This is a genomic window from Brevibacterium samyangense (assembly GCF_039529845.1).
Classification (GTDB): Bacteria; Actinomycetota; Actinomycetes; order Actinomycetales; family Brevibacteriaceae; genus Brevibacterium; species Brevibacterium samyangense.
This window is the reverse complement of sequence record NZ_BAAANO010000015.1, coordinates 145832-166075: the sequence shown is the minus strand read 5'-3', so window position 1 is coordinate 166075 and position 20244 is coordinate 145832. Positions and strand designations below refer to the sequence as shown.

Genomic DNA, 20244 nt, shown 5'->3' with positions numbered 1-20244 from the left:
GGTCCGGCGGGCGGCAGCGCCCGGTTCGTTCAGTCCCAGGACTCGGAGAGCCACCGACGGACCGCCTCGTCGTCCTGGCCGAGGGCCGGGGGCGCGAGGTCGTAGGAGACGGGCGACTTCGAGAGGGTGATGGGGTTGCGGACGGTCGGGATGGTGCGCGCGGCGTCACCGACCTCGACGACCGGCTCCAGGCCGATCCTCTCCGCGTACTGCACACCCTGCTCGATCGTGTTGATCGGGGCGCACGGCATCCCGGCTGCGGAGAGGACCTCGTACCACTCCTGCGCGGACCTGTGCGAGAGTGCCTCGAGCAGGAGCGGCTGGAACTCCTCACGGTTGGCGTTGCGGTCGCCGGCCTTCGCGAACCGGGGGTCCGTCGTCCACTCGGGATGCCCGCAGGCCTCGGCGAGGACCGCGAACTGCGTGCCGTTGCCGCACGCGATGATGAGTTCGCCCTCGCCGGTCTCGAAGGGCTGGTACGGGTAGACGCTCGGGTGGGCGTTGCCCATGCGCTTCGGCACGACACCACCGGCGACGTACGCGCTCGTCTGGTTCGCGAGCCCCGAGAGCGCCGAGGACAGGAGGTTCGTGTCGACCTTCTGCCCCTCGCCCGTGTTGCTCCGGTGCTGGAGCGCCGCGAGGATGCCGATCGTCGTGTGCAGACCCGTCATCACGTCGAAAATCGCGACGCCGGCTCGCTGCGGTTCGCCGTCCGGGGAGCCCGTGATGCTCATGAAGCCGGAGAGGCCCTGGACGAGGAGGTCGTAACCGGGCATCGGGTTGTGCGAGCCGAATCCGGTGACGGAGGAATAGACGACCGTCGGGTTCGACTCCGCGACCGTGTCGTAGTCGAGCCCGTACTTCTTCAGACCACCGGGCTTGAAGTTCTCGACGAGCACATCCGCCCGGCGTGCGAGTTCCCGGGCGAGCGCGAGGTCCTCGGCATCGCGGAAGTCGAGGACGATGTCGACCTTGTTGCGATTGATCGACAGGTAGTACGTCGCGTCCTCGCCCCGCTTCGGCGGAGTCCACGAGCGGGTGTCGTCACCGCCGGGGGACTCGACCTTGATGACCGTCGCGCCGAGGTCGGCGAGCATCATCGTCGCCATCGGACCGGCGAGCACACGGGCGAAGTCCGCCACGATGATCCCCGCGAGCGGACCGTTCCCGGTCCGCCCGAACATCTCCCGCAACTCCTGGGCCTTGTCGTTCACGTAGTACCTTCTCTTGTTCGGTTCGGACACTCGTACTCGTCCGAGACGTCTTCGGTGGAACCCCGGGGCGGAGCGACACGGCTCCGGTGGGGGGGGTGCGGGTCAGCGCAGGTACAGCCGCACGCGGTCGATCTCCTCGCGCAGCAGCCGCACCTCCTCCGCGGTGGGTTCGGCCGTCGTGCGCACGTCGTCCGCGACCTGCAGGTCCCAGCCGGTCGCGGCCCGGACCTCGTCGACGGTGACGCCGGGGTGGACGTGCGTGAGCACGAGCTCACCGTACGTGTCCTCCCGTCGCAGTACTCCGAGCGGGGTGATGACGACGCTCACGCCGTGCCCCTGCGGCTGGATCCCGACCCCGGCCTCCCGCGCCCGCACGGGCGAGGGTGACGTGACGAAGTCGAGCGCCGCGGGGAACGAGGAGTGGTCGTGCCGACGGATGATGACGAAGATCTCCCCCGCGTTCGCCATGATGTCGGTCGCGCCCCCGGAACCGGGCAGACGGACCTGCGGTTTCTCCCAGTCGCCGATCACCGAGGTGTTGAGCGACCCGTGCCGGTCGATCTGCGCCGCGCCGAGGAACCCGACGTCGACATTGCCGCCCTGGAGCACATAGCCGAACAGGGCCTGCATGGTGACGACCGCCTCGGCACCGGAGACGACGACGGAATCGGCGATGCCCTCGGCCATGGCCTCCGGGTGGGCGCCGGAGACACCGGACTCGTAGATGAGCTCGACGTCCGGGTTGACGGTGCGGTGCGCGAGGTCGACCGCGAGCGTCGGCAGGCCGATCCCGGCGAACACCGTGCCCTTCCCGGCGAGCATCTTCGCGGCGGCGCAGACGATGAGCTCGGTCTGCGTGTAGTCGGCAGCGGTGGCCGCGGCCGGGGTGGTGGTGCCGGGACCGTGGGGTGCCTCGGCGGTGGAGGGCGCGGGAGCGCCTGTCGTGGTGGGGGACGTGTTCATGCCGGGCTCCCTTCGAGAATGCGGCGGCCGTAGTCGACGGATCCGGACGGGCGCGGCGCAACGGCGAGCCCGGCCATCCGCTCGCGGCCGATCGAATCGAGGTACTCCTCGTGGTCCGCGGTGCCGCGGATGTGCGTGTCGATCCATTCCCGCAGCCGGGTGGGATCCTTCGAGATCGGCGTCCATTCGCGGTAGAAGGCGCAGTCGCGGTCGTAGGAACCCTGGACGTACGAGGGGTGGGCACCCTGCGGGACGACGGCGACCGCGTCGACGGCATGGGCGGGGATGAGGGTGCGATTGGGATCGGCGCGGACCACCTCGGGTTCGACGATCTCCTCGACGACGACGATCGCGCGGTCCGCGGCGTAGACGGCCTCCTGCTGGACGCCGGTGATGCCCCACATCTGGGCGTTCCCGGCCCGGTCCGCGCGCTGCGCGTGGACGATCGTCACGTCCGGGTTGAGGGGTGGGACCACGTAGGTCGTCCCACCGGTGTACGGATCCTCGACGAGGCGGATGTCGGGATTCACCTTCGGCAGATCGGAACCGGCGAAGGAGCGGATCGGCATGAAGGGCAGCCGGGCCGCACCCGCGTGGTACCGCAGCACCATGGCGTGGTGGCTGTACTCCTCGATCGGCAGCGGGGCGGGATCGTGCTGCTCGAGGCGGCGACGGACCTCGTGGAGGGAACCGGCCGAGCCCGAGGCGAAGAACGAGCACACGAGCCGCGAGACGGACCCGGCGGCGAGCATCATGTCGCAGAGGAGATCGGGGGTCATCCGACAGAAGGTGAGATCGGTGATGCCCTGACGGATGATTTCGTGGCCGGCGGCGAAGGGGATGAGGTGGGAGAACCCTTCGATTGCGATCGTGTCACCGGAGTGCACGTGCGCAGCGACAGCCTCAGACAGCGAGACGACTTTGTCCTTGTTCATGAGAGCTTCCGTAGTGCGGACGGGGATGTGACCGGCGTCGCGGTCCCGATCACATTAAGTCATTGCGAACACAAATACCACTGCCATTTGTTCTCATTTATGCAATAATGCTGGAAATTCAGCGCGACCCCGCCGGGGTCCCCGGACTCAAGGACGACATGGAGATCCACCAGATACGGGCCTTCCTCGCCGTGGCAGAGGAGCTCCACTTCGGCCGGGCCGCTGACCGCCTCGGGATGGCACAGCCGCCGCTCAGCCGGACGATCCGGCAGCTCGAACGCGAACTCGGCGCCGACCTCTTCCGTCGCACCACCCGCTCGGTCACCCTCTCCCCCGCCGGTCAGGCGCTCGTCGAACCCGCCCGGGAGGTGCTCGCGAGCTGCGACACCGCCCGCGAATCCATCAAACTCGCGACCCACGGGGAGATCGGGCACGTCCGCTTCGGCTTCGCCGGTGCATCCTCGCACAAGCTCGTCGCCCGGATCGCCGAGGTGTCCCGCCGACGCCGCCCCGGCATCTCCCTGCGCCTCGAGTCCTCGACCTTCGCCCACGAGGCGCTCGCCGGACTCATCGACTCGACCCTCGACCTCGCACTCGTCCGCTGGCAGGCCCCGCCCCCGCGGATCACCGGCCGACCGGTCATGATCGAACGCCCCGTCGTCGTCGTGTACGCGGACCACCGCTTCGCGGGCCGGTCCTCCATCGACATCACGGAACTCGCGGAGGAGGAGCTCATCCTCCTGCCGACGAACCCGACGTCGAGCATGCGCGAACTCATCCAGCACTGGGCGTTCCGCGCCGGATTCACCCCGAACGTCATCCAGGAGGCACCCGATTCCTGGATGGTGATGGCACTCGTGTCCACCGGACTCGGCATCGCGATCACCTACGACTCGGTCGCCGGGTCGATGAACGACGCCAATCTCGTCACCGTGCCCCTCGAGGTCGAGCACGATCCGATCCGCGTGTACCTCGCTCACCGGGAGGACGACGACAATCCGGCCCTCCACGAGGTGATCCGGGCCGCGGAGACCGCGCTGCCGACCATCGAGTGACGGGGCCGACGGACCACCACCCGGGCCGGTACCGGGCCCACCACCCGGGCCGGTACCCCGATGACGCACGTGTCCGTGCCGCCACGTACAGTGGGCGGTGCACAGGGCGCAGTGACCGGGGCCACTCCCGGCACGCGTTGATTATTTCTTTTCGAAGCACCAATCCTCCGCGACTGGGCACTTGCACGGAAATAATCGCCGTGCCAGAGTAGGCACCGAACGATCGATCAGGACGCCACACGGAAGTGACGGACGGATCGACGATCGCGACCGCGAGGCACCCACGACCGATGGCGTTCCACTCCACCGGTCCGCACACTCTCTGGAGGAGAATCCATGTCCGAGGACATCGTCATCTGTGAACCGTTGCGCACCGCCGTCGGCGGTTACGGCGGTCAGTTCAAGGACATCGCCCCCGAGGTCCTCGGCACCACGGTCGTCAAGGAAATCGTCTCCCGCACCGGTATCGACCCGGAGCAGATCGACGACGTCATCTTCGGTCAGTGCTACCCGCAGATGGAGGCCCCGGCCCTCGGTCGCGTCGTCGCGCTCAACGCGGGACTGCCCGTCACCGTCCCCGGCAAGCAGGTCGACCGCCGGTGCGGTTCCGCACTTCAGGCCGTCATCGACGGAATGGCGGAGATCGTCACCGGTGGTGCCGATCTCGTGATCTCCGGTGGCGCCGAGACCATGTCACGCGCCCCCTTCTTCAACGAGAACATCCGCTGGGGCATCCGCGGCGGCAACGTCGAACTCAAGGACTCCCTCGTCCGTGGCCGGCTCACCGCCGGCGGCGAGTACTACCCGGTCCCCGGCGGCATGATCGAGACCGCGGAGAACCTCCGTCGGAAGTACGGCATCTCCCGCCAGGAGCAGGACGAGCTCGCGGTCGAGTCGCACCGCCGGGCCGCTGCTGCGGCTTCCGACGGCCGCTTCGCCGAGGAGATCGTGCCGGTCACCGTCGCCGCGACCCGCAAGACCCCCGAACAGCAGATCGTCACCGACGAGCACATCCGCCCGGGCGCCTCGCTCGAGTCCCTCGCGAAGCTCCGCCCGATCATGGGCAAGGACGACCCGGAGGCGACCGTCACCGCCGGCAACGCCTCGGGTCAGAACGACGGCGCGGCCGCCTGCATCGTCACCACCCGCGCGAAGGCGGAGGCCCTCGGCCTCAAGCCGCTCGCCCGGTTCGTGAGCTGGGGCGTCGCCGGTGTCGACCCGAAGATCATGGGCATCGGCCCGGTCCCCGCCGTCGAGAAGGCCCTCGGCCGCGCCGGCCTCACGATGAAGGACATGGACCTCATCGAGCTCAACGAGGCCTTCGCCGCCCAGGCCCTCGCCTGCACCCGCGAGTGGGGCTTCGGCAAGGACGACTTCGAGCGCATGAACGTCAACGGTTCCGGCATCTCGCTCGGCCACCCGGTCGGTGCGACCGGCGTCCGCATCCTCACCACCATGCTCCGCGAGATGGAGCGCCGCGGTGCCCGCTACGGCATCGAGACCATGTGCATCGGTGGCGGCCAGGGCCTCGCGGCCGTCTTCGAGCGGATCGACGCCTGAGATGACGGTCAAGCCGCTCGCGGGGATCACCGTCTTCGAGAACGACTCCTTCGTCGCAGGGCCCTCCTCGACCCTCGCGCTCAGCCAGCTGGGCGCGGAGGTCGTGAAGATCGACCCGATCAAGGGCGGTCCGGACATCGACCGCTGGCCGATCACGGACGAGGGCCGCTCGATCTACTGGGGCACCCTCAACCGGAACAAGCGCTCGGTCGCGATCGACCTCCGCAGCGAGGAGGGTCAGGAGCTCGCCCAGGCGCTCATCACCTCGCCCGGTGAGAACGCCGGCGTCTTCGTCGACAACAACGTCGGCCGACCGTTCCTCTCCGACGAGGTCCTCCGCGCCCGTCGCGCGGACCTCGTCCACGTGAAGGTCCAGGGATCGGCAGACGGCGGCCCCGGCGTCGACTACACCGTGAACGCCGAGGTGGGCATTCCGCTCATCACCGGCGAGGTGGGCTCGCCCGGACCGGGCAACCACGCCCTACCCGCGTGGGACCTCGTGTGCGGTCAGGCCGCGGTCACGGCCGTCGTCACCGGTCTGTTCCGCCGGGCGACCACCGGTGAGGGGATCTACGAGGAGATCGCGCTCAAGGACATCGCCCTCGCCGGCGTCGCGAACCTCGGGTGGTACACGGAGACCCTCCAGCCCGCCGGTGAACGCGCCAAGCACGGTAATCACATCTTCGGTTCCTTCGGTTCCGATTTCCGGACGGCGGACGGTCGCTACGTCATGATCACCGCGATCACCCGTCGCCAGTGGGGCAACCTCGTGAAGGTCACCGGCATGACCGACGTCGTGACCGCGCTCGAGGCCTCCCTCTCCACCGACTTCTCCGAGGAGACCGATCGGTACACGTACCGCGACCTCCTCGAGTCGTTGTTCCGTCCCTGGTTCGCGTCCCGAACCGCCGAACGGATCACCACGGACCTCGAGGGTTCCGGTGTGCTGTGGGCACCGTACGCATCGATGGGCGAGGTCGCGCAGAGCGTCCTCGACTCCGATGGGTCCGGCGTCGTCAGGAGCATCGAGTCCGAGGCCCTGGGCACCATGCTCGTGGCCGCCAACCCCATCCGGATGGACGGGGAATACCTGTTCGACGAACGTCCCACGACCTTCGGTTCGGACACCCACGCCGTGCTCTCCGAGCGCCTCGGCCTGGAGTCCGCCGAACTCGGGCGTCTCGTGGACGCAGGCGTCATCGCCTCTTGATAACGTAAGAGAATCTTTGCGGAAGGTCATCCACGTCACAACCCGTGTCGCCTGGCCCCAACCCTGGTTCTCAGGAAGGAAAAATCACTCCCATGCGGATTGTCACTTTTGTCAAGTACGTCCCGGACGCAGCCGGAGACCGTACCTTCGAGTCCGACAACACTGTGGATCGTTCCGTCGACGGCCTCCTCTCGGAGCTCGACGAGTACGCGATCGAAGCAGCCCTCAAGATCGCCGAGGACGAGGACGACGCAGAGGTCATCGCGCTCACCGTCGGACCCGACGACGCCGTCGATGCGGTGCGCAAGGCCCTCCAGATGGGCGCCCACTCCGGCGTGCACATCTGCGACGACGCACTCGAGGGCATCGATGCCCTCGCCACCGCGAAGGTCCTCGCGGCCGGCGTGAAGAAGGTCGAGGAGGAGGAAGGTCCCGTGGACCTCGTCCTCACGGGCCTCGCCTCCACCGACGGCCAGATGTCCGTCGTCCCCGTCATGGTCGCCGAGATCCTCGGCCGCCCCGCCGCCACCCAGGCCTCGACCCTCGAGGTCTCCGGTGGTGTCGCGAAGATCCGCCGCGACGGCGACACCGCTTCGCAGCACATCGAGGTGTCCCTCCCGGCCCTCGTGTCCGTGACGGACCAGATCAACGAGCCCCGCTACCCCTCCTTCAAGGGCATCATGGCGGCGAAGAAGAAGCCGCTCGAGGAGTACGAACTCGACGAGATCGGCCTCTCCGCCGACGACGTCGTGTCCTCGACCGAGGTGCTCGAGGTCGTCGAGCGCCCGGCCCGCACCGCCGGTGAGATCATCACCGACGAGGGCGACGGCGGCACCAAGCTCGTCGAGTGGCTCGCGTCCAAGAAGCTCGTCTGACCCGTCCCTCCACTTCGAAAGAGAAGATTGAAAATGTCTGAAGTTCTCGTTCTCGTCGACCACGTGGACGGCGCGGTACGCAAGTCCACCCTCGAACTCCTCACGATCGCCAAGGCCCACGGCGAGCCCGTCGCGCTCTTCGTCGGCGACGCCGGCAAGGCCGAGGCCGCGGCACCGCAGCTCGCCGAGTACGGCGCGGAGAAGGTCCTCGTCGCCTCCGACGCGGCCTACTCCGAGTACCTCGTGGCACCGCAGGCCGAGCTCCTTGCAGAGCTCATCTCGACCCGTCAGCCGGCCGCCGTCCTCGTGCCGGCGACCGCCGAGGGCCGTGAGGTCGCCGCTCGCGCCGCCGTGCGCACCGGCTCGGGCCTCATCACCGACGCCGTCGCGGTCGGCGACGACCTCTCCGCCACCCAGTCGGTGTTCGCCGGTTCCTTCACCGTGACCGGCAAGGTCACCGCGGGCACCCCGATCATCGCCGTCAAGGGCAACTCGATCGCCCCCGAGGCGAACGCCGGTGCCGGCGCGGTCGAGGCCGTGTCCTTCGCTCCGTCCGACGCCGCGAAGACCGCCAAGGTCGTCTCCGTCGAGGAGAAGCCGGCCTCGGGTCGCCCGAACCTCACCGAGGCTGCGATCGTCGTCTCCGGCGGCCGTGGCACCGCCGGCGACTTCGGTCCCGTCGAGGCCTTCGCCGACTCCCTCGGCGCTGCCGTCGGTGCATCCCGCGCCGCCGTCGACGCCGGTTGGTACCCGCACTCCAACCAGGTCGGCCAGACCGGCAAGACCGTCTCCCCGCAGCTCTACGTGGCGAACGGCATCTCCGGTGCGATCCAGCACCGCGCCGGCATGCAGACCTCGAAGAACATCGTCGCCATCAACAAGGACGAGGAAGCTCCGATCTTCGAACTCGCGGACTTCGGTGTCGTCGGTGACCTCTTCACCGTCCTCCCGCAGGCCACCGAGGCCGTCAACGCACGCAAGTGAGGCGGCAGACGTTCTGAGGTCGGCGGTCTCAGAGCACCCGAGGCGCCTCTCGGATCCCCGATTTCTCGCGGATCCGAGGGGCGCCTCGGCGTTTGTCCGGCGGGGTCCGTTGCGCAGGGAAATCTGTTTCTGAGAACACCGTCCTATGTGGTGACATGTGGGAGTCTGTGGGTTTACACTTTTTCGTGTGGGGGCAGTTCCGACTAACGGTCCCGCGAGTATCGGATCGAGTCCTGGACCACCAGGGGAGCGTCAGCAGCCATGAGTACTGGCAAAGCAACCGCGACAGCCGCACAGGGTGCCGCCACCTCTCAGTCATCCTCCACCTCCGCGGCCGGCGGAACCGGCAAGAAGTGGATCAAGCCCACCACCCAGATCGCGGCGATCCTCGTGGTCACCCTCGTCATCTGGTTCATCCCGCCGCAGGGGGACATGGATCCCCGCGGCATGCACATGCTCGGCATCTTCGTCGGCACCATCCTCGCGCTCATCCTGCAGGTGCTGCCGACCCCGTCCATCTGCCTCATCGCCCTCGCCGCTGCGATGATCACCGGGTCGATGGACGTGGGCGAGGGCGAGGCCCTCCAGGGCTTCGCGAACTCCACGGTGCTCCTCATCGTGGCGGCCTTCTTCATCGCGGACGGCTTCCTCATCACGGGTCTCGGTCGGCGTATCGCGCTCCTGTTCGTGTCGCTCATGGGCAAGTCCCCGCTCGGCATCTCCTACGGCCTCGCGATCACCGACTTCATCCTCTCCCCCGCGACCCCGTCGAACACCGCGCGTGCGGGTGGCGTCGTCTACCCGATCATCCGTTCGATCGCCGAGGTCCAGGGTTCCACCCCGGAGTCCGACGAGTCGCGCAAGAAGCTCGGTTCGTACCTCGCGTTCACCGCAGCCTTCGTCAACACCATCACCTCGGCGATGTTCGTCACCGCCATGGCCGGTAACCCGGTCGCGCAGTCCGCTGCCGCCGACATGGGCATCGACCTCACGTGGGGCGGCTGGGCGCTCGCCGCGATCGTTCCGGGTCTCGTGAGCCTCGCCGTCGTCCCGTGGGTCATGACCAAGGTGTACGGCCCGACCGAGAAGAGCACCCCGGACGCTCCGCGCATGGCCAAGGAAGGCCTCAGGGAGATGGGCCCGATGACCGCCGGCGAGTGGATCATGACCGGCACCTTCGTCCTCCTCCTCCTCATGTGGGTCCTCGGTTCGACGCTCGGCATCAATGCGACCGCCGCCGCCTTCGTCGGCATCGCGATCCTGCTCGTCACCAAGGTCCTCACCTGGAAGGACATGGCGAAGAACGCCTCGGCGTGGAACACCTTCATCTTCTTCGCGGTGCTCGTCGGTATGGCGACGCACCTGAGCGATCTCGGTGTCATCACGTGGGTCGGTGACGCGGTCTCCGGCGCGGTCTCCGGTCTGCCGTGGGTCGTCGCCTTCGCGATCCTCACCCTCGTCTACTTCTGGTCGCACTACCTCTTCGCCTCGAACACCGCACACATCGTCGCGATGTACGCCGTGTTCCTCGGTGCCGCGGTGGCCGCCGGCGCTCCCCCGCTCTTCGCAGCAGCGGTGTTCGGCTTCATCGGCAACCTCTTCGGCGCCCTCACCCACTACTCGTCCGGACCCTCGGGTGTCATCTACGGTTCCGGTTACGTGAAGGTGAGCGAATGGTTCAAGGTCTCGTTCATCATGGCGGTCGTCGTCATCCTCATCTGGACCACCGTCGGTGGCGCCTGGATGTGGGTCATCGGCTACTGGAACTGAGTCGGAACCCGGCACGGCCGGATCTGTTCCGGTATGACGTGATCCGAGCTGCGCTGCACGGAGCCCGGGCGGACCCCACGAGGTCCCCCGGGCTCCGTCGCGACCACGCGCGAGTCAGGCCCCGGCGGGGCACGTCATGAGCCGCGTCCGCCGCACGCCCACGACTCGGTTCTCCTCGTTCCCCAACGGCCGGCCGCACTCGCCTCTCTTCGCCACTGCGGGTTTCAGCCACCGAAGGTCACAGGCACTTGGCAACCGGTGCCGTTGTCCACAGCGACGCGGCGACAGTGGCGCCACGCTTCTCCACCGCCCACGCTCGGAGCATGCTCAACGTCTTCGTTCGTGCTGATTCCGAAGCGCTCGGCATCGGCTCCGGTGCCCGCACCCTCGCATTGACCTGTTGTCTCCGTTCAGCCGTCGCGGCGTGTTCGAAGTCGTCAAGCACTGCCACGAACCCGATCACGAGTGGACGCATTCCTTCGTCGACGCCCCCGAACTTCTCGTCGACCGCGCAGCCCTCACCGGACCCGAAACGTTCTCGCGTCGGCTCGTCCGCGCCTCGCTCCTCGGCCGCGTTCTCGCAGGTACCGGAGTCTCGGCCGCGGACACCGTCAGCCATACGAGTGCGGCCCGGTTGTGGGGGCTTCCCGTATTCGGCTCCTCGAGGCGTCACGCCCCCGGCGTGCTCGAACTCTCGCACCCGTCCCGGAGCGGCCCGAGTGCGTTCGGTGTCCGTCACCGCAGAGATCTTCCCACCGAGGCGATCACGGCGATCGACGTTCTCCGCCCCGACGGTGCGGGTGGTCGAGTGCGTAGCACCACCGCGGTGCAGACGGTTGCCGACCTCGTCCGGGACACCGACGCACGCACCACGATCGTCGCGCTCGAGGCCTTCCTCGCCCATGTCGTGCCGGTGCACGTCCTCGACCGGGGACCGACCACCTCGGGGACCGAACAGGTGATCGAACTCCATCGCGCACCCGAGCTCCCGACCCCGGTCGAGGACTACTACCCGTTCTCGGAGCCCACATGGGCGATGTACGGCGACGCCGTGATGACCGGTATTTCCCACGGGCCGGTCGCGTGGTCGCTCGATCCTCTTCCCGTCGGGATCCGTCGATCACGTGCTGTGGCTCTCGTCGAGGCGCTGACAGCGGAACACTTCCGTGCGCCCCGCCGGCAACCCGGGCGACTTCTCTCCGTCGCGCGTGGGCTGTCCGGTTCACCTCTCGAAGCGATCGTGCTGCTCGCCCTCCTCGAACTCGGTGTCAGCGGTTACGTCCAGCAACACGAGTTCCGCGACGGCACGGGCAGGCTGGTCGCCCGCGTGGACTTCTGGTTCCCCGAACACTCGCTCGTCCTCGAGGTCGACGGGTTCGAGAAGTACGGCGGACCGCGCGCCGCCTCCGGCATCCTCCGGGCGGAGAAGGACAGTCAGAATCGCCTGGCCGATTTCGCACGCCGCGTTCACCGGATCACCTTCGACGACGTCCGGGATGCGCGGACGACCGGTCTGCGCCGCACCCTTCACGAGGCGGGCGTCCTCTGACCTCGCCCACCGTCGGTCCGCCGTGCGCACGCGCTCGCCGTGGGCACGCCGTCGGCCCGCGCGCGGCCGCTGGCCGACCAACGAAAGCAGCACTTTGCTCTCGGTACACGGGGGCAAACCCCGGCCTGGAGAGCAAAGTGCTGCTATGGCGGGCCGCGTCCGGCCGAAGCGCTCAGTCGTCCTTGTGGCGGCCCTTGAAGACGGCGCGGAGTTTCTCGCGGTTGACGCCGGCGATCGCGGTGAGGGGGATACCGGCGGGGCACACCTCGGAGCACTCGCCGAACAGCGAGCACGGGCCGAAGCCCTCTTCCGAGGACTCGACCATGTCGTGGGCCCGGCGGCTGCGTTCCTGCTTCGTCGTCGGGAGCACCGACAGCTGCAGGAGCTTCGCACCGGTGAAGAGCTGCGCGGACCCGTTCGGGCACGCGGCCACGCACGCACCACACCCGATGCACGCGGCCATGTCGAGCGCGTACTCGGCACGTTCGTGCGAGAGCTGGTGGGAATCCGCGTCCGCCGCCGTACCCGCGTCGATCGACACGAATCCACCGGCCTCGATGATCCGGTCGAGGTTCGAGCGGTCGACCGCGAGGTCGCGCACCACCGGGTAGGACGCCGAGCGGAACGGCTCGAGCTTCACGGTGGCACCGTCCTGGAACGACCTCAGGTGCTGGCGGCACGAGGGCGTGTTGTCCTTGGGCCCGTGCGGACGGCCGTCGACGGTGATCCCGCAGGAACCACAGATGCCCTCACGGCAGTCGGAGTCGAAGGCCACCGGGGACTCCCCACGGCTCACCAGGTCGTCGTTGAGTTTGTCGAGCGCTTCGAGGAGCGAGAACTCCGGTCCCACGTCCTCGAGCACGTATGTGTCGAAGTGGCCGGGATCCGCAGCGCTCTCCTGGCGCCATACCTGCAGGTTGAGCTTCATGGGGTCCTCACTTGTAGTTCCTGGTCTCCGGAGGAACGGAGACGAATTCGAGAGGTTCCTGGTGGCGGACGTACCCGTCGGTCCCGCGTTCCCATGCGGAGGCGAACATCCACCGGTCGTCGTTGCGCTTGGCCTCGCCGTCCGCGTGCTGGTGCTCGGTGCGGAAGTGCGCACCGCAGGACTCGTCGCGGTCGAGCGCGTCGAGGCACATGAGCTCGGCCATGTCGAGGTAGTCGGCGATCCGGCCCGCCCGTTCGAGTTCCTGGTTGAATCCGTTCGCACGACCCTCGACCCGGAGGTCGGAGTAGAACTCGTCGCGCAGTTCGTTCACCGCGAGCAGACCCTCGGCGAGCTGTTCGCCGCTGCGGGAGACACCGCACTTGTCGTACAGGAGGTCGCCGAGGCGCCGGTGGAAGCGGTCCGGGCCCTGCGTGCCCCCGATGTCGATGAGTGCCTGGACGTCGGCCTCCGCCTGCTGCGCGGCGGCGACGACCGCGGAGTCGTCCGCGGCGAGCTTCGCCTCACCGAGCAGCGGGGCGAGGTAGTTCGGGATCGAGTACGGAAGGGTGAACCATCCGTCGACGCACGCCGACAGCAGGGAGTTCGCGCCGAGGCGGTTCGCACCGTGGTAGCCCCACCCGGACTCCCCTCCGACGAACAGGCCGGGGATCGAGGTCATCTGGTCGTAGTCGTTCCACAGGCCGCCCATCGCGAAGTGCGCGCCCGGAGCGATGCGCATCGGCACCTCGTAGGGGTTCTCACCCGTGGCGTCCTCGTACATCTCGAAGAGGTTGCCGTAGCGTTCGGCGATGACCTTCTGCCCGAGCCGCCCGATCGCGTCCCGGAAGTCGAGGTACACCGAGTTCTTGAGCGGCCCCACACCGCGTCCGGCGACGATCTCGTCGCGGGCCGCGCGGGAGGCGACGTCACGCGGGGTGAGGTTGCCGAACGCGGGGTACCGCCGCTCGAGGTAGTAGTCGCGTTCCTCCTCGGGGATGTCGTTCGCCGCGCGCGGGTCGCCCGCCTGCTTCGGCACCCAGATCCGGCCGTCGTTGCGCAGCGACTCCGACATGAGGATCGTCTTCGACTGCCATTCGGTGGACACCGGTAGTGCGGTCGGGTGGAACTGGATGAAGCTCGGGTTCGCGAAGTACGCACCGCGCCGATGCGCGCGGAACGCCGCGGTCACGTTCGAGTTCTTCGCGAGTGTCGACTTGAAGTAGACGTTCCCGAAACCACCGGTCGCGAGGACGACCGCATGCCCGGTGATCGTGCGGATCCGACCGGTGACGAGGTCGCGGACGACGACGCCCTGCGCGCGCCCGTCGGCGACGACGAGGTCGAGCATCTCCGTGCGGGTGTGGAGGTTGACGGTACCGGCCGCGACCTGGCGCAGCAGCGCCTGCGAGGCCGCGACCTGCAGCTGCTGGCCGGTCTGCCCACGCGTGTAGTAGGTGCGGGACACCTGCACCCCACCGAAGGAGCGGGTGGCGAGCTGACCGCCGTACTCACGGGCGAAGGGCGCGCCGATCGCCTCCATGTGGTCGATGACGCGGACGCTCTCCTCCGCGAGGCGCCAGGCGTCGGCCTCCCGACCCCGGAAGTCGCCGCCCTTGATCGTGTCCTTGACGAAGCGGGCGAGCGAGTCGTTGTCGACCTTGCGCCCGCGGGCGGCGTTGATGCCGCCCTGGGCCGCCACCGAGTGCGCGCGCCGCGGGGCGTCGTGGAAGGTGATCGACTCGACGTTGTAGCCGAGTTCGCCGAGAGCGGCCGCACATCCGGCGCCCGCGAGCCCCGTACCGACGACGATGACGGTGAACTTGCGACGGTTGAGCGGGGAGACGAGCTTGTAGTCGAGCTTGCGGTTCTCCCAGTAGTGCTCGGGGTCCTGGTACGGATCGACGAGACCGGAGATGCTTCCGCCGACGGTCCGCATCCCCTCGAGGAGCTTGTGGTGTGCGGCGCTGCGTGCGTGCACGAACTCGGGAAGTGCCGTGGTCATGCGAGAACCCCCAACAGGACGGCGACCGGGATGGTGATGTTGCCGATCGCGATGAGCAGGCCGATGATCCCACCGGCGAGGTAGAAGATCGCGCGGGTGCGCTTTCCGGTGACGCCGAGGTCGTGCGCCGCGGTCCACACACCGTGGGCGATGTGCACCGTGAGGACGAGCATCGCGACGATGTACACCGCGGACGCCCAGGGGCGACTGAAGCTCGCGACGAGGTTCGCATACGCCTCGCCGTGGACGAAGACGTCGGTGGCGAGCGGCGGCACCGGGACGGTGAGGTCGAGGATGTGGAAGATCACGAAGAGGAGGAGCACGATGCCGGTGACGAGCATGCTGCGCGCCCCGAAGGTGTTCATCCCGAGTCCCTTGCGGCGGAACCGTCCGCGCGCCCGGCGCGCACGCGCCGCGATGAGGAGCGCGCAGAACACGTGGAGGACGAGGCAGCCGAGCAGCACGATCCGGAGGATCCACAGCAGGCCCGAGTACGGGAGCACCGGCATGAACGCCTCGCGCAACCAGTGCGCGTAGTGATCGAACTCCTCCCCACCGAAGTAGATGTGGAGGTTGCCGTACATGTGGATGAACACGAAGGCGACGAAGACGAGGCCGGTGACGGCCATGATCATCTTCGCCCAGTAGTTCGAGAGAGGGATCCGGTGCTTGTGGATCGGAGGGCGCACCCGTCCGTGATCCTGGTCCGGATGTGTGGTCAGCGTCGTTGCCATCGGGACGCCCTTTCCGGTGGACTCGCATGCTGCTCGAGAGTGTCAGTGGTCACTGTATGCCGGTGTCGTACCTGGTGGAAGCCCTGTTCCGGGGGTTCACGGAGCTGTCTCGAAAAACCGCCTCCGGCCGTCTCACACGGAGACGGCCGGAGGTGATTCCGCAAGGGAAGCACGTGCTTATGCCCGGATACCTGCACTCTGCTCCGGGCTCCCGTCGCGGGCCGCTCGTCACCCCCGGCGACGGGCGACTGCGAGTGCACCCGCGCCGAGCGCGAGGAGCAGCGCGCCCGCGCCCACGAGCATGCCGACCTGGGCTCCCGTCCGCGGCAGTGCCCCCGCCGAGGCGCCCCGCGCCTCGGCACCGTCCGTCGCCTCCGCGGTCGTGGCCGCGGGATCCGCGTCGCCGTCGGAGGCTCCTGCCGCGCCGCCGGCCACGGCGTCCTCGGCCTCGGTCGCCCCGCCCGCGGACTCCTCGGGTGCCGCGGTCGCCTCCGGTGCGGTGGTCGCCTCACCCGTGGGTGTCTCGGGTGCGGTGGTCGCGTCACCCGCGGGCGCCTCGGCGTTCACGAGCTGCAGGGTGCCGCCGTCGGCGACGAGCTCCGCATCGACGCCCTCGGCCAGGCCGCTGATCTCCAGATCGGCGAAGGCGCCGGTGAGCGCGTCCGCCTCGAGCACGGTGAGAGGCTCCGCGAGGTCCGTGCCTGCGGGGACCGTGAGTGCGAGTGTGCCGTCGAGTGCCGCAGTCCCGGAGACGGTGAGCGCGGGGGCGTCGGTGCTCACGGAGAGCTCGAGCGTTCCGGCTGCGTCCTGGACGAAGTCGCCGGCCACGGCCACGCCTGCGTAGAGATCCGTGCGCAGTGTGCCGCCGAGGTTCTCCACGTCCCCTGCACCGAGCGCGGTCGGAGTCCCGAGGACGAGCGCACCCTCCGCGAGGACGGTTCCGCCGGTGTACGCGTTGTCACCCGAGAGGGTGAGGGTGCCGTAACCGTTCGCGGCGGCGAAGAGGTTGATCCGGCCCCAGCCCTCGGCGTCGTCATTGATCGGGTAACCGGATTCGAGCGCGGTCGAGTGGAGGACCCATCGGCGCTGTTCGTCGTCGAGGTACGGCAGACGGGTCTCGAGGAGCACCTCGGCGCCCTTCGGGACGTGGACGGGGGCGCTGCCGTCCCCGGACTGCGGGAATCCGAAGGTCATGTAGTCGGTGTACTCGGCGAGGGCCGCGTCGTACTCCTCGCCGGTGAGTGCGTCCTCGACGAGCCCGGCGGCCTCCTGCTGCTCGAGCCACGCCTGCCCCTGCGCGAGCGCCGCGTCCTTCGTCTCCGCGAGCGCCGGATCGTTCAATGCGCCGGCGGTGGTCGCGGTCGACAGCAGGCGCCCGCCCATGACGTCGAGCGGGGAGTGCATGCCGAGTTCGATGCGGCTCGTACCGATCTCCGCGGCCTTGAGGTAGAGCTCGTCCGACTGCTGCGGGAAGGCGTACGCGAGGCCGTTCGTCGCCATGTGGCCGGCATTCGTGTGTCCCGAGGGGAATCCGCCGTCGGATGCGGCGTCCGCCTCGGGCTTCTGCAGCGGCTGGGCGTACGCGGGGACGTCGACGGCGTCGGACCACCGGAAGGGGCGCGGGTACCGGTAGTAGTTCTTCGACGGGTTCGAGGACGCCGAGTGGTTCCTGATCGCGTCGACGAGGGCGACCGGTGCGCCGAGTTCGGAGTCGACGTCGGCCCAGGCGCCGTTCTCGTTGCTCTCGTCGTCGAACTTCGTGGTGCTCGCCGCGGCAGGCACCTCGTCCGGGATGGTGGTGGCGGAGTTCGTCGCGGCCCGGAACGCCTCGGTGTACACACCGAGGCCCTCGCTCGCGGTGTAGTTCTGGTGCCGACGGTCGATGACGTAGGCGCGTTCCTGCTCCGCGTCGCTCGCGCCGGTGGAGATCGCCACGGCCTGGCCGATGTTCGAGTCCGCGATCGCGGCGTCGACCTTCGTGCCGGTGTTCCATTCGGCTCCGGGCGTCCAGATGTCGAGCATCCCGCTGAGGACACCGTGGGCGGCATTGGCCTCCGGCCCCTGGAAGTCGTCCGAGTTCGTCGCCCAGGCATCGACGAAGTAGCCGTGGGGTCCCGGCTGCGGGGCGATCGCCGAGGCGTCGAGCAGTCCCGCATCCGCGGCACCGCCCGGCGTGGCCGCGTGGGCGGGCGAGGGACCGGCCACCCCGATGACGGAGGAGCCGACGAGGACGGCGGCGGAGAGGAATGCGAACCGACGGTGCGCGGAACGACGGGAGCGGGGTGAGGACACGGGGTACCTTCCGGGAGGGGAGCCGCCGTGGTGGCGGGACGACCTCCCAGAAGTTACCGATCAGGAATTCACGAGGAACGAACTGCGGGTTACGGGGTCGCGGTTCCCCGGCCCGGTGCGTCGGGATCGGCGTCGACCACCGGCCCGCTCGGCCCGGCGTCCGAGTCCGACGGAATGCCGCCCTCGGTCTCCCACGCACCCTCCGCTGCAGTCTCCGCCGCGGCCTCGTCCATCGTCGCCTTCGCCTCGGCGGCCTGGTCCTTCACCTTCTGGAAGGACTCCTGTGCCTTGGCACCGAGGTTCTGTGCCTGTTCCTTCATCTGCTCGGCGGCGGTACCGACCTTCTCCTGCACTTCGGGGGGAAGTCGGTCCTCGACGGTCGAGCGGACCTTGTCCACGGAATCCTGGACCCGGGGGTCACCCCACCACTGTTCGGCCTGGGCCTTGAGCTTCTCGTAGCTCTCGCGCCCCGCCCGGGAACCGAGGATGAAACCTGCACCGAGTCCTGCCAACAGAATGAGCCTCTTCTTCATGACTCCATCCTCGTCGTGGCCCGCGTCACTGACAAGGCCCGAAGAGGAATCCTGCGGGTGTTCCCATGTGTGGCTGCAGGACGAACACACTGCGGCCCCGGCACGATCGCCCATGTGCCCGTGCCCGCTGCCCGAATCGTCCGGCGACAGCGGAAATGTCTCCACGGTCGCCGTACGAAACCACTGTCGCCACCGCCCACTAGAATCGACGGGTGCCCGAACGCGACGAGTCCCAGCAGCCCACCGGCGAACCGACCACCGACCCCACCGCCGAAGCGACCCCTGCACAGCAGGAGTCGCCGGCACATCCGGAGCCGGCACAACCGGTCGACGGCACTCCGCGGGCTTCGGAGACGAGCCCGAAGCCCCGGTTCCGCGACGCACCCGTGTCGTTCGTGCGCCGCAGCCACCGGATGTCGGACGCCCAGGAGAAGGCGTGGGAGGAGAACTCCCCGCTGTACCTCGTCGAGGTCCCGCGTTCCTTCGCCTCCACCTCGGTCGACCCCGAGGTCGAGGTCGACCCCGCCGAGCTCTTCGGCCGCGCCGCGCCCCTCACCGTGGAGATCGGATCCGGCCAGGGGCACGCCATCGTCCACGCCGCCTCGGCGCACCCGGAACGGAACTTCCTCGCGATCGAGGTGTACCGGGCCGGCCTCGCCCGCACCGTCTTCAATGCGCACTCCGCGGGCCTGACGAACCTCAGGCTCGTCGACGCCAACGCCCCCGAGGTGCTCAGTACCTTCCTGCCGGCCGGTTCCGTCGACGAGGTGTGGATCTTCTTCCCCGACCCCTGGCACAAGAAACGCCACACGAAGCGCCGCATGGTGAAGGAGGGATTCCCCGAGGTACTCCACCGCGCCCTTTCCGACGGCGGGCGCGTGCGCCTCGCCTCCGACTGGGAGGACTACGCCCTCCAGATGCGGGGGGTCCTCGACGCCGCGGACGGGTTCGAGCGGGAGTTCGACGGCGAATGGGCACCGCGATTCGACGGGCGCGTCATGACCGCGTTCGAGCGCAAGGGCCTCGAGAAGGGACGGGAGATCCGCGACCTCGTCTACCGGAGGACCCCGCTCGCACAGGACTGACGCAAGCCCGTCCAGGATCCGGTACCCGATGACATCACCGGCGAAAAGGCCCGTGGGCCGCACCACCTGCGCGCCTATACTCGAAGCATGACGGTACTCATCGGATATCTCCCCGCTCCCGAAGGTGACAAGGCGCTCGCCACCGGTATTGCCGAGGCGAAGCTGCGCGGCACGAAAGCCGTGGTCGTGAACTCCCCCCGGAAGGGTGCACACGACCGGTGGTCGACGCTGTCCGCCGACCGGCTCGAACAGATGAACGACCTCGCCGCCGCACACGGCGTCGAGATCGAGATCGTCCAGCCCGAGCACGAGGGCTCGCTCACCGCTGTCCTCAACGCTCTCGCCGAGTCCTACGAGGCCTCCGTCCTCGTCATCGGCATGCGCAAACGCAACCCCCTCGGCAAGCTCGTCCTCGGTTCGCAGGCGGAGCACATCCTCATGGAGTCGCACATTCCGGTCCTCACCGTCACCGCCGTCTCCCACGACGGGGACTGAGCGCCGAACGCCACTGAACACCGAATAGCGCCGAGCACCGAACGACGGAGCCCCGGGACA

17 protein-coding genes are annotated in these 20244 nt (G+C 68.6%); 9 read left to right on the top strand and 8 right to left on the bottom strand.

Annotated elements, in window-relative coordinates:
• Positions 1 to 29: 29 nt before the first annotated feature.
• From ABD172_RS08995 to ABD172_RS08985, 3 genes are all read right to left on the bottom strand, one after another.
• Entirely contained in the window at positions 30 to 1214 is a 1185-nt protein-coding gene (locus ABD172_RS08995) for a CaiB/BaiF CoA transferase family protein (RefSeq protein WP_344308898.1), read from the bottom strand.
• A gap of 102 nt (positions 1215 to 1316) precedes the next feature.
• On the bottom strand, positions 1317 to 2177 hold the full coding sequence (locus ABD172_RS08990) for a CoA-transferase subunit beta (RefSeq protein WP_344308897.1): 861 nt from the start codon (positions 2175 to 2177) through the stop codon (positions 1317 to 1319).
• Positions 2174 to 3112, bottom strand: coding sequence for a CoA transferase subunit A (locus ABD172_RS08985; protein ID WP_344308896.1), 939 nt, complete (start codon positions 3110 to 3112; stop codon positions 2174 to 2176). Before ABD172_RS08985 ends, ABD172_RS08990 begins: the two co-directional genes overlap by 4 nt.
• A 107-nt stretch (positions 3113 to 3219) precedes the next feature.
• Here ABD172_RS08985 and ABD172_RS08980 point away from each other — a divergent pair, with 107 nt between their 5' ends.
• The 7 genes from ABD172_RS08980 to ABD172_RS08950 all read left to right on the top strand — a co-directional run bounded on the left by ABD172_RS08980 (position 3220) and on the right by ABD172_RS08950 (position 12115).
• The gene (locus tag ABD172_RS08980; protein WP_344308894.1) at positions 3220 to 4167 is read left to right on the top strand and encodes a LysR family transcriptional regulator; all 948 of its coding nucleotides are present in this window, start codon (positions 3220 to 3222) and stop codon (positions 4165 to 4167) included.
• 336 nt (positions 4168 to 4503) lie between these two features.
• Positions 4504 to 5727, top strand: coding sequence for an acetyl-CoA C-acetyltransferase (locus tag ABD172_RS08975; protein WP_344308893.1), 1224 nt, complete (start codon positions 4504 to 4506; stop codon positions 5725 to 5727).
• A 1-nt stretch (position 5728) separates the two neighbouring features.
• Complete coding sequence (locus tag ABD172_RS08970) at positions 5729 to 6937, top strand: CoA transferase (protein ID WP_344308892.1); 1209 nt, start codon at positions 5729 to 5731, stop codon at positions 6935 to 6937.
• Between the two features lie 92 nt (positions 6938 to 7029).
• The gene (locus ABD172_RS08965; RefSeq protein ID WP_344308890.1) at positions 7030 to 7812 is read left to right on the top strand and encodes an electron transfer flavoprotein subunit beta/FixA family protein; all 783 of its coding nucleotides are present in this window, start codon (positions 7030 to 7032) and stop codon (positions 7810 to 7812) included.
• Positions 7813 to 7845: 33 nt separating this feature from the next.
• A complete protein-coding gene (locus ABD172_RS08960) occupies positions 7846 to 8796 on the top strand; it encodes an electron transfer flavoprotein subunit alpha/FixB family protein (protein ID WP_344308888.1) in 951 nt (316 codons plus the stop codon).
• 261 nt (positions 8797 to 9057) lie between these two features.
• A complete protein-coding gene (locus ABD172_RS08955; RefSeq protein ID WP_344308886.1) occupies positions 9058 to 10566 on the top strand; it encodes a DASS family sodium-coupled anion symporter in 1509 nt (502 codons plus the stop codon).
• A gap of 400 nt (positions 10567 to 10966) precedes the next feature.
• Positions 10967 to 12115: a hypothetical protein gene (locus tag ABD172_RS08950; protein WP_344308884.1), complete on the top strand. Its 1149-nt coding sequence runs from the start codon at positions 10967 to 10969 to the stop codon at positions 12113 to 12115.
• 172 nt (positions 12116 to 12287) lie between these two features.
• On the opposite strand, the gene ABD172_RS08945 is transcribed toward ABD172_RS08950, so the two are convergent.
• The 5 genes from ABD172_RS08945 to ABD172_RS08925 form a co-directional block, all read right to left on the bottom strand.
• The gene (locus ABD172_RS08945) at positions 12288 to 13043 is read right to left on the bottom strand and encodes a succinate dehydrogenase/fumarate reductase iron-sulfur subunit (RefSeq protein ID WP_344308882.1); all 756 of its coding nucleotides are present in this window, start codon (positions 13041 to 13043) and stop codon (positions 12288 to 12290) included.
• Between the two features lie 7 nt (positions 13044 to 13050).
• Positions 13051 to 15045 carry a fumarate reductase/succinate dehydrogenase flavoprotein subunit gene (locus ABD172_RS08940; protein WP_344308881.1) on the bottom strand — a complete coding sequence of 665 codons (1995 nt, stop codon included), beginning with the start codon at positions 15043 to 15045 and terminating at the stop codon, positions 13051 to 13053.
• On the bottom strand, positions 15042 to 15779 hold the full coding sequence (locus tag ABD172_RS08935; protein ID WP_344308879.1) for a succinate dehydrogenase cytochrome b subunit: 738 nt from the start codon (positions 15777 to 15779) through the stop codon (positions 15042 to 15044). Before ABD172_RS08935 ends, ABD172_RS08940 begins: the two co-directional genes overlap by 4 nt.
• A 228-nt stretch (positions 15780 to 16007) precedes the next feature.
• Positions 16008 to 18071: a phosphatase PAP2 family protein gene (locus ABD172_RS08930; RefSeq protein WP_344308878.1), complete on the bottom strand. Its 2064-nt coding sequence runs from the start codon at positions 18069 to 18071 to the stop codon at positions 16008 to 16010.
• Between the two features lie 89 nt (positions 18072 to 18160).
• Entirely contained in the window at positions 18161 to 18604 is a 444-nt protein-coding gene (locus ABD172_RS08925) for a hypothetical protein (RefSeq protein WP_344308876.1), read from the bottom strand.
• 413 nt (positions 18605 to 19017) lie between these two features.
• On the opposite strand from ABD172_RS08925, the gene trmB reads away from it, so the two are divergent.
• Entirely contained in the window at positions 19018 to 19689 is a 672-nt protein-coding gene (gene trmB, locus ABD172_RS08920) for a tRNA (guanosine(46)-N7)-methyltransferase TrmB (RefSeq protein ID WP_344308913.1), read from the top strand.
• Between the two features lie 87 nt (positions 19690 to 19776).
• Positions 19777 to 20184, top strand: coding sequence for a universal stress protein (locus tag ABD172_RS08915; RefSeq protein ID WP_344308874.1), 408 nt, complete (start codon positions 19777 to 19779; stop codon positions 20182 to 20184).
• The last annotated feature ends 60 nt before the right edge of the window (positions 20185 to 20244 follow it).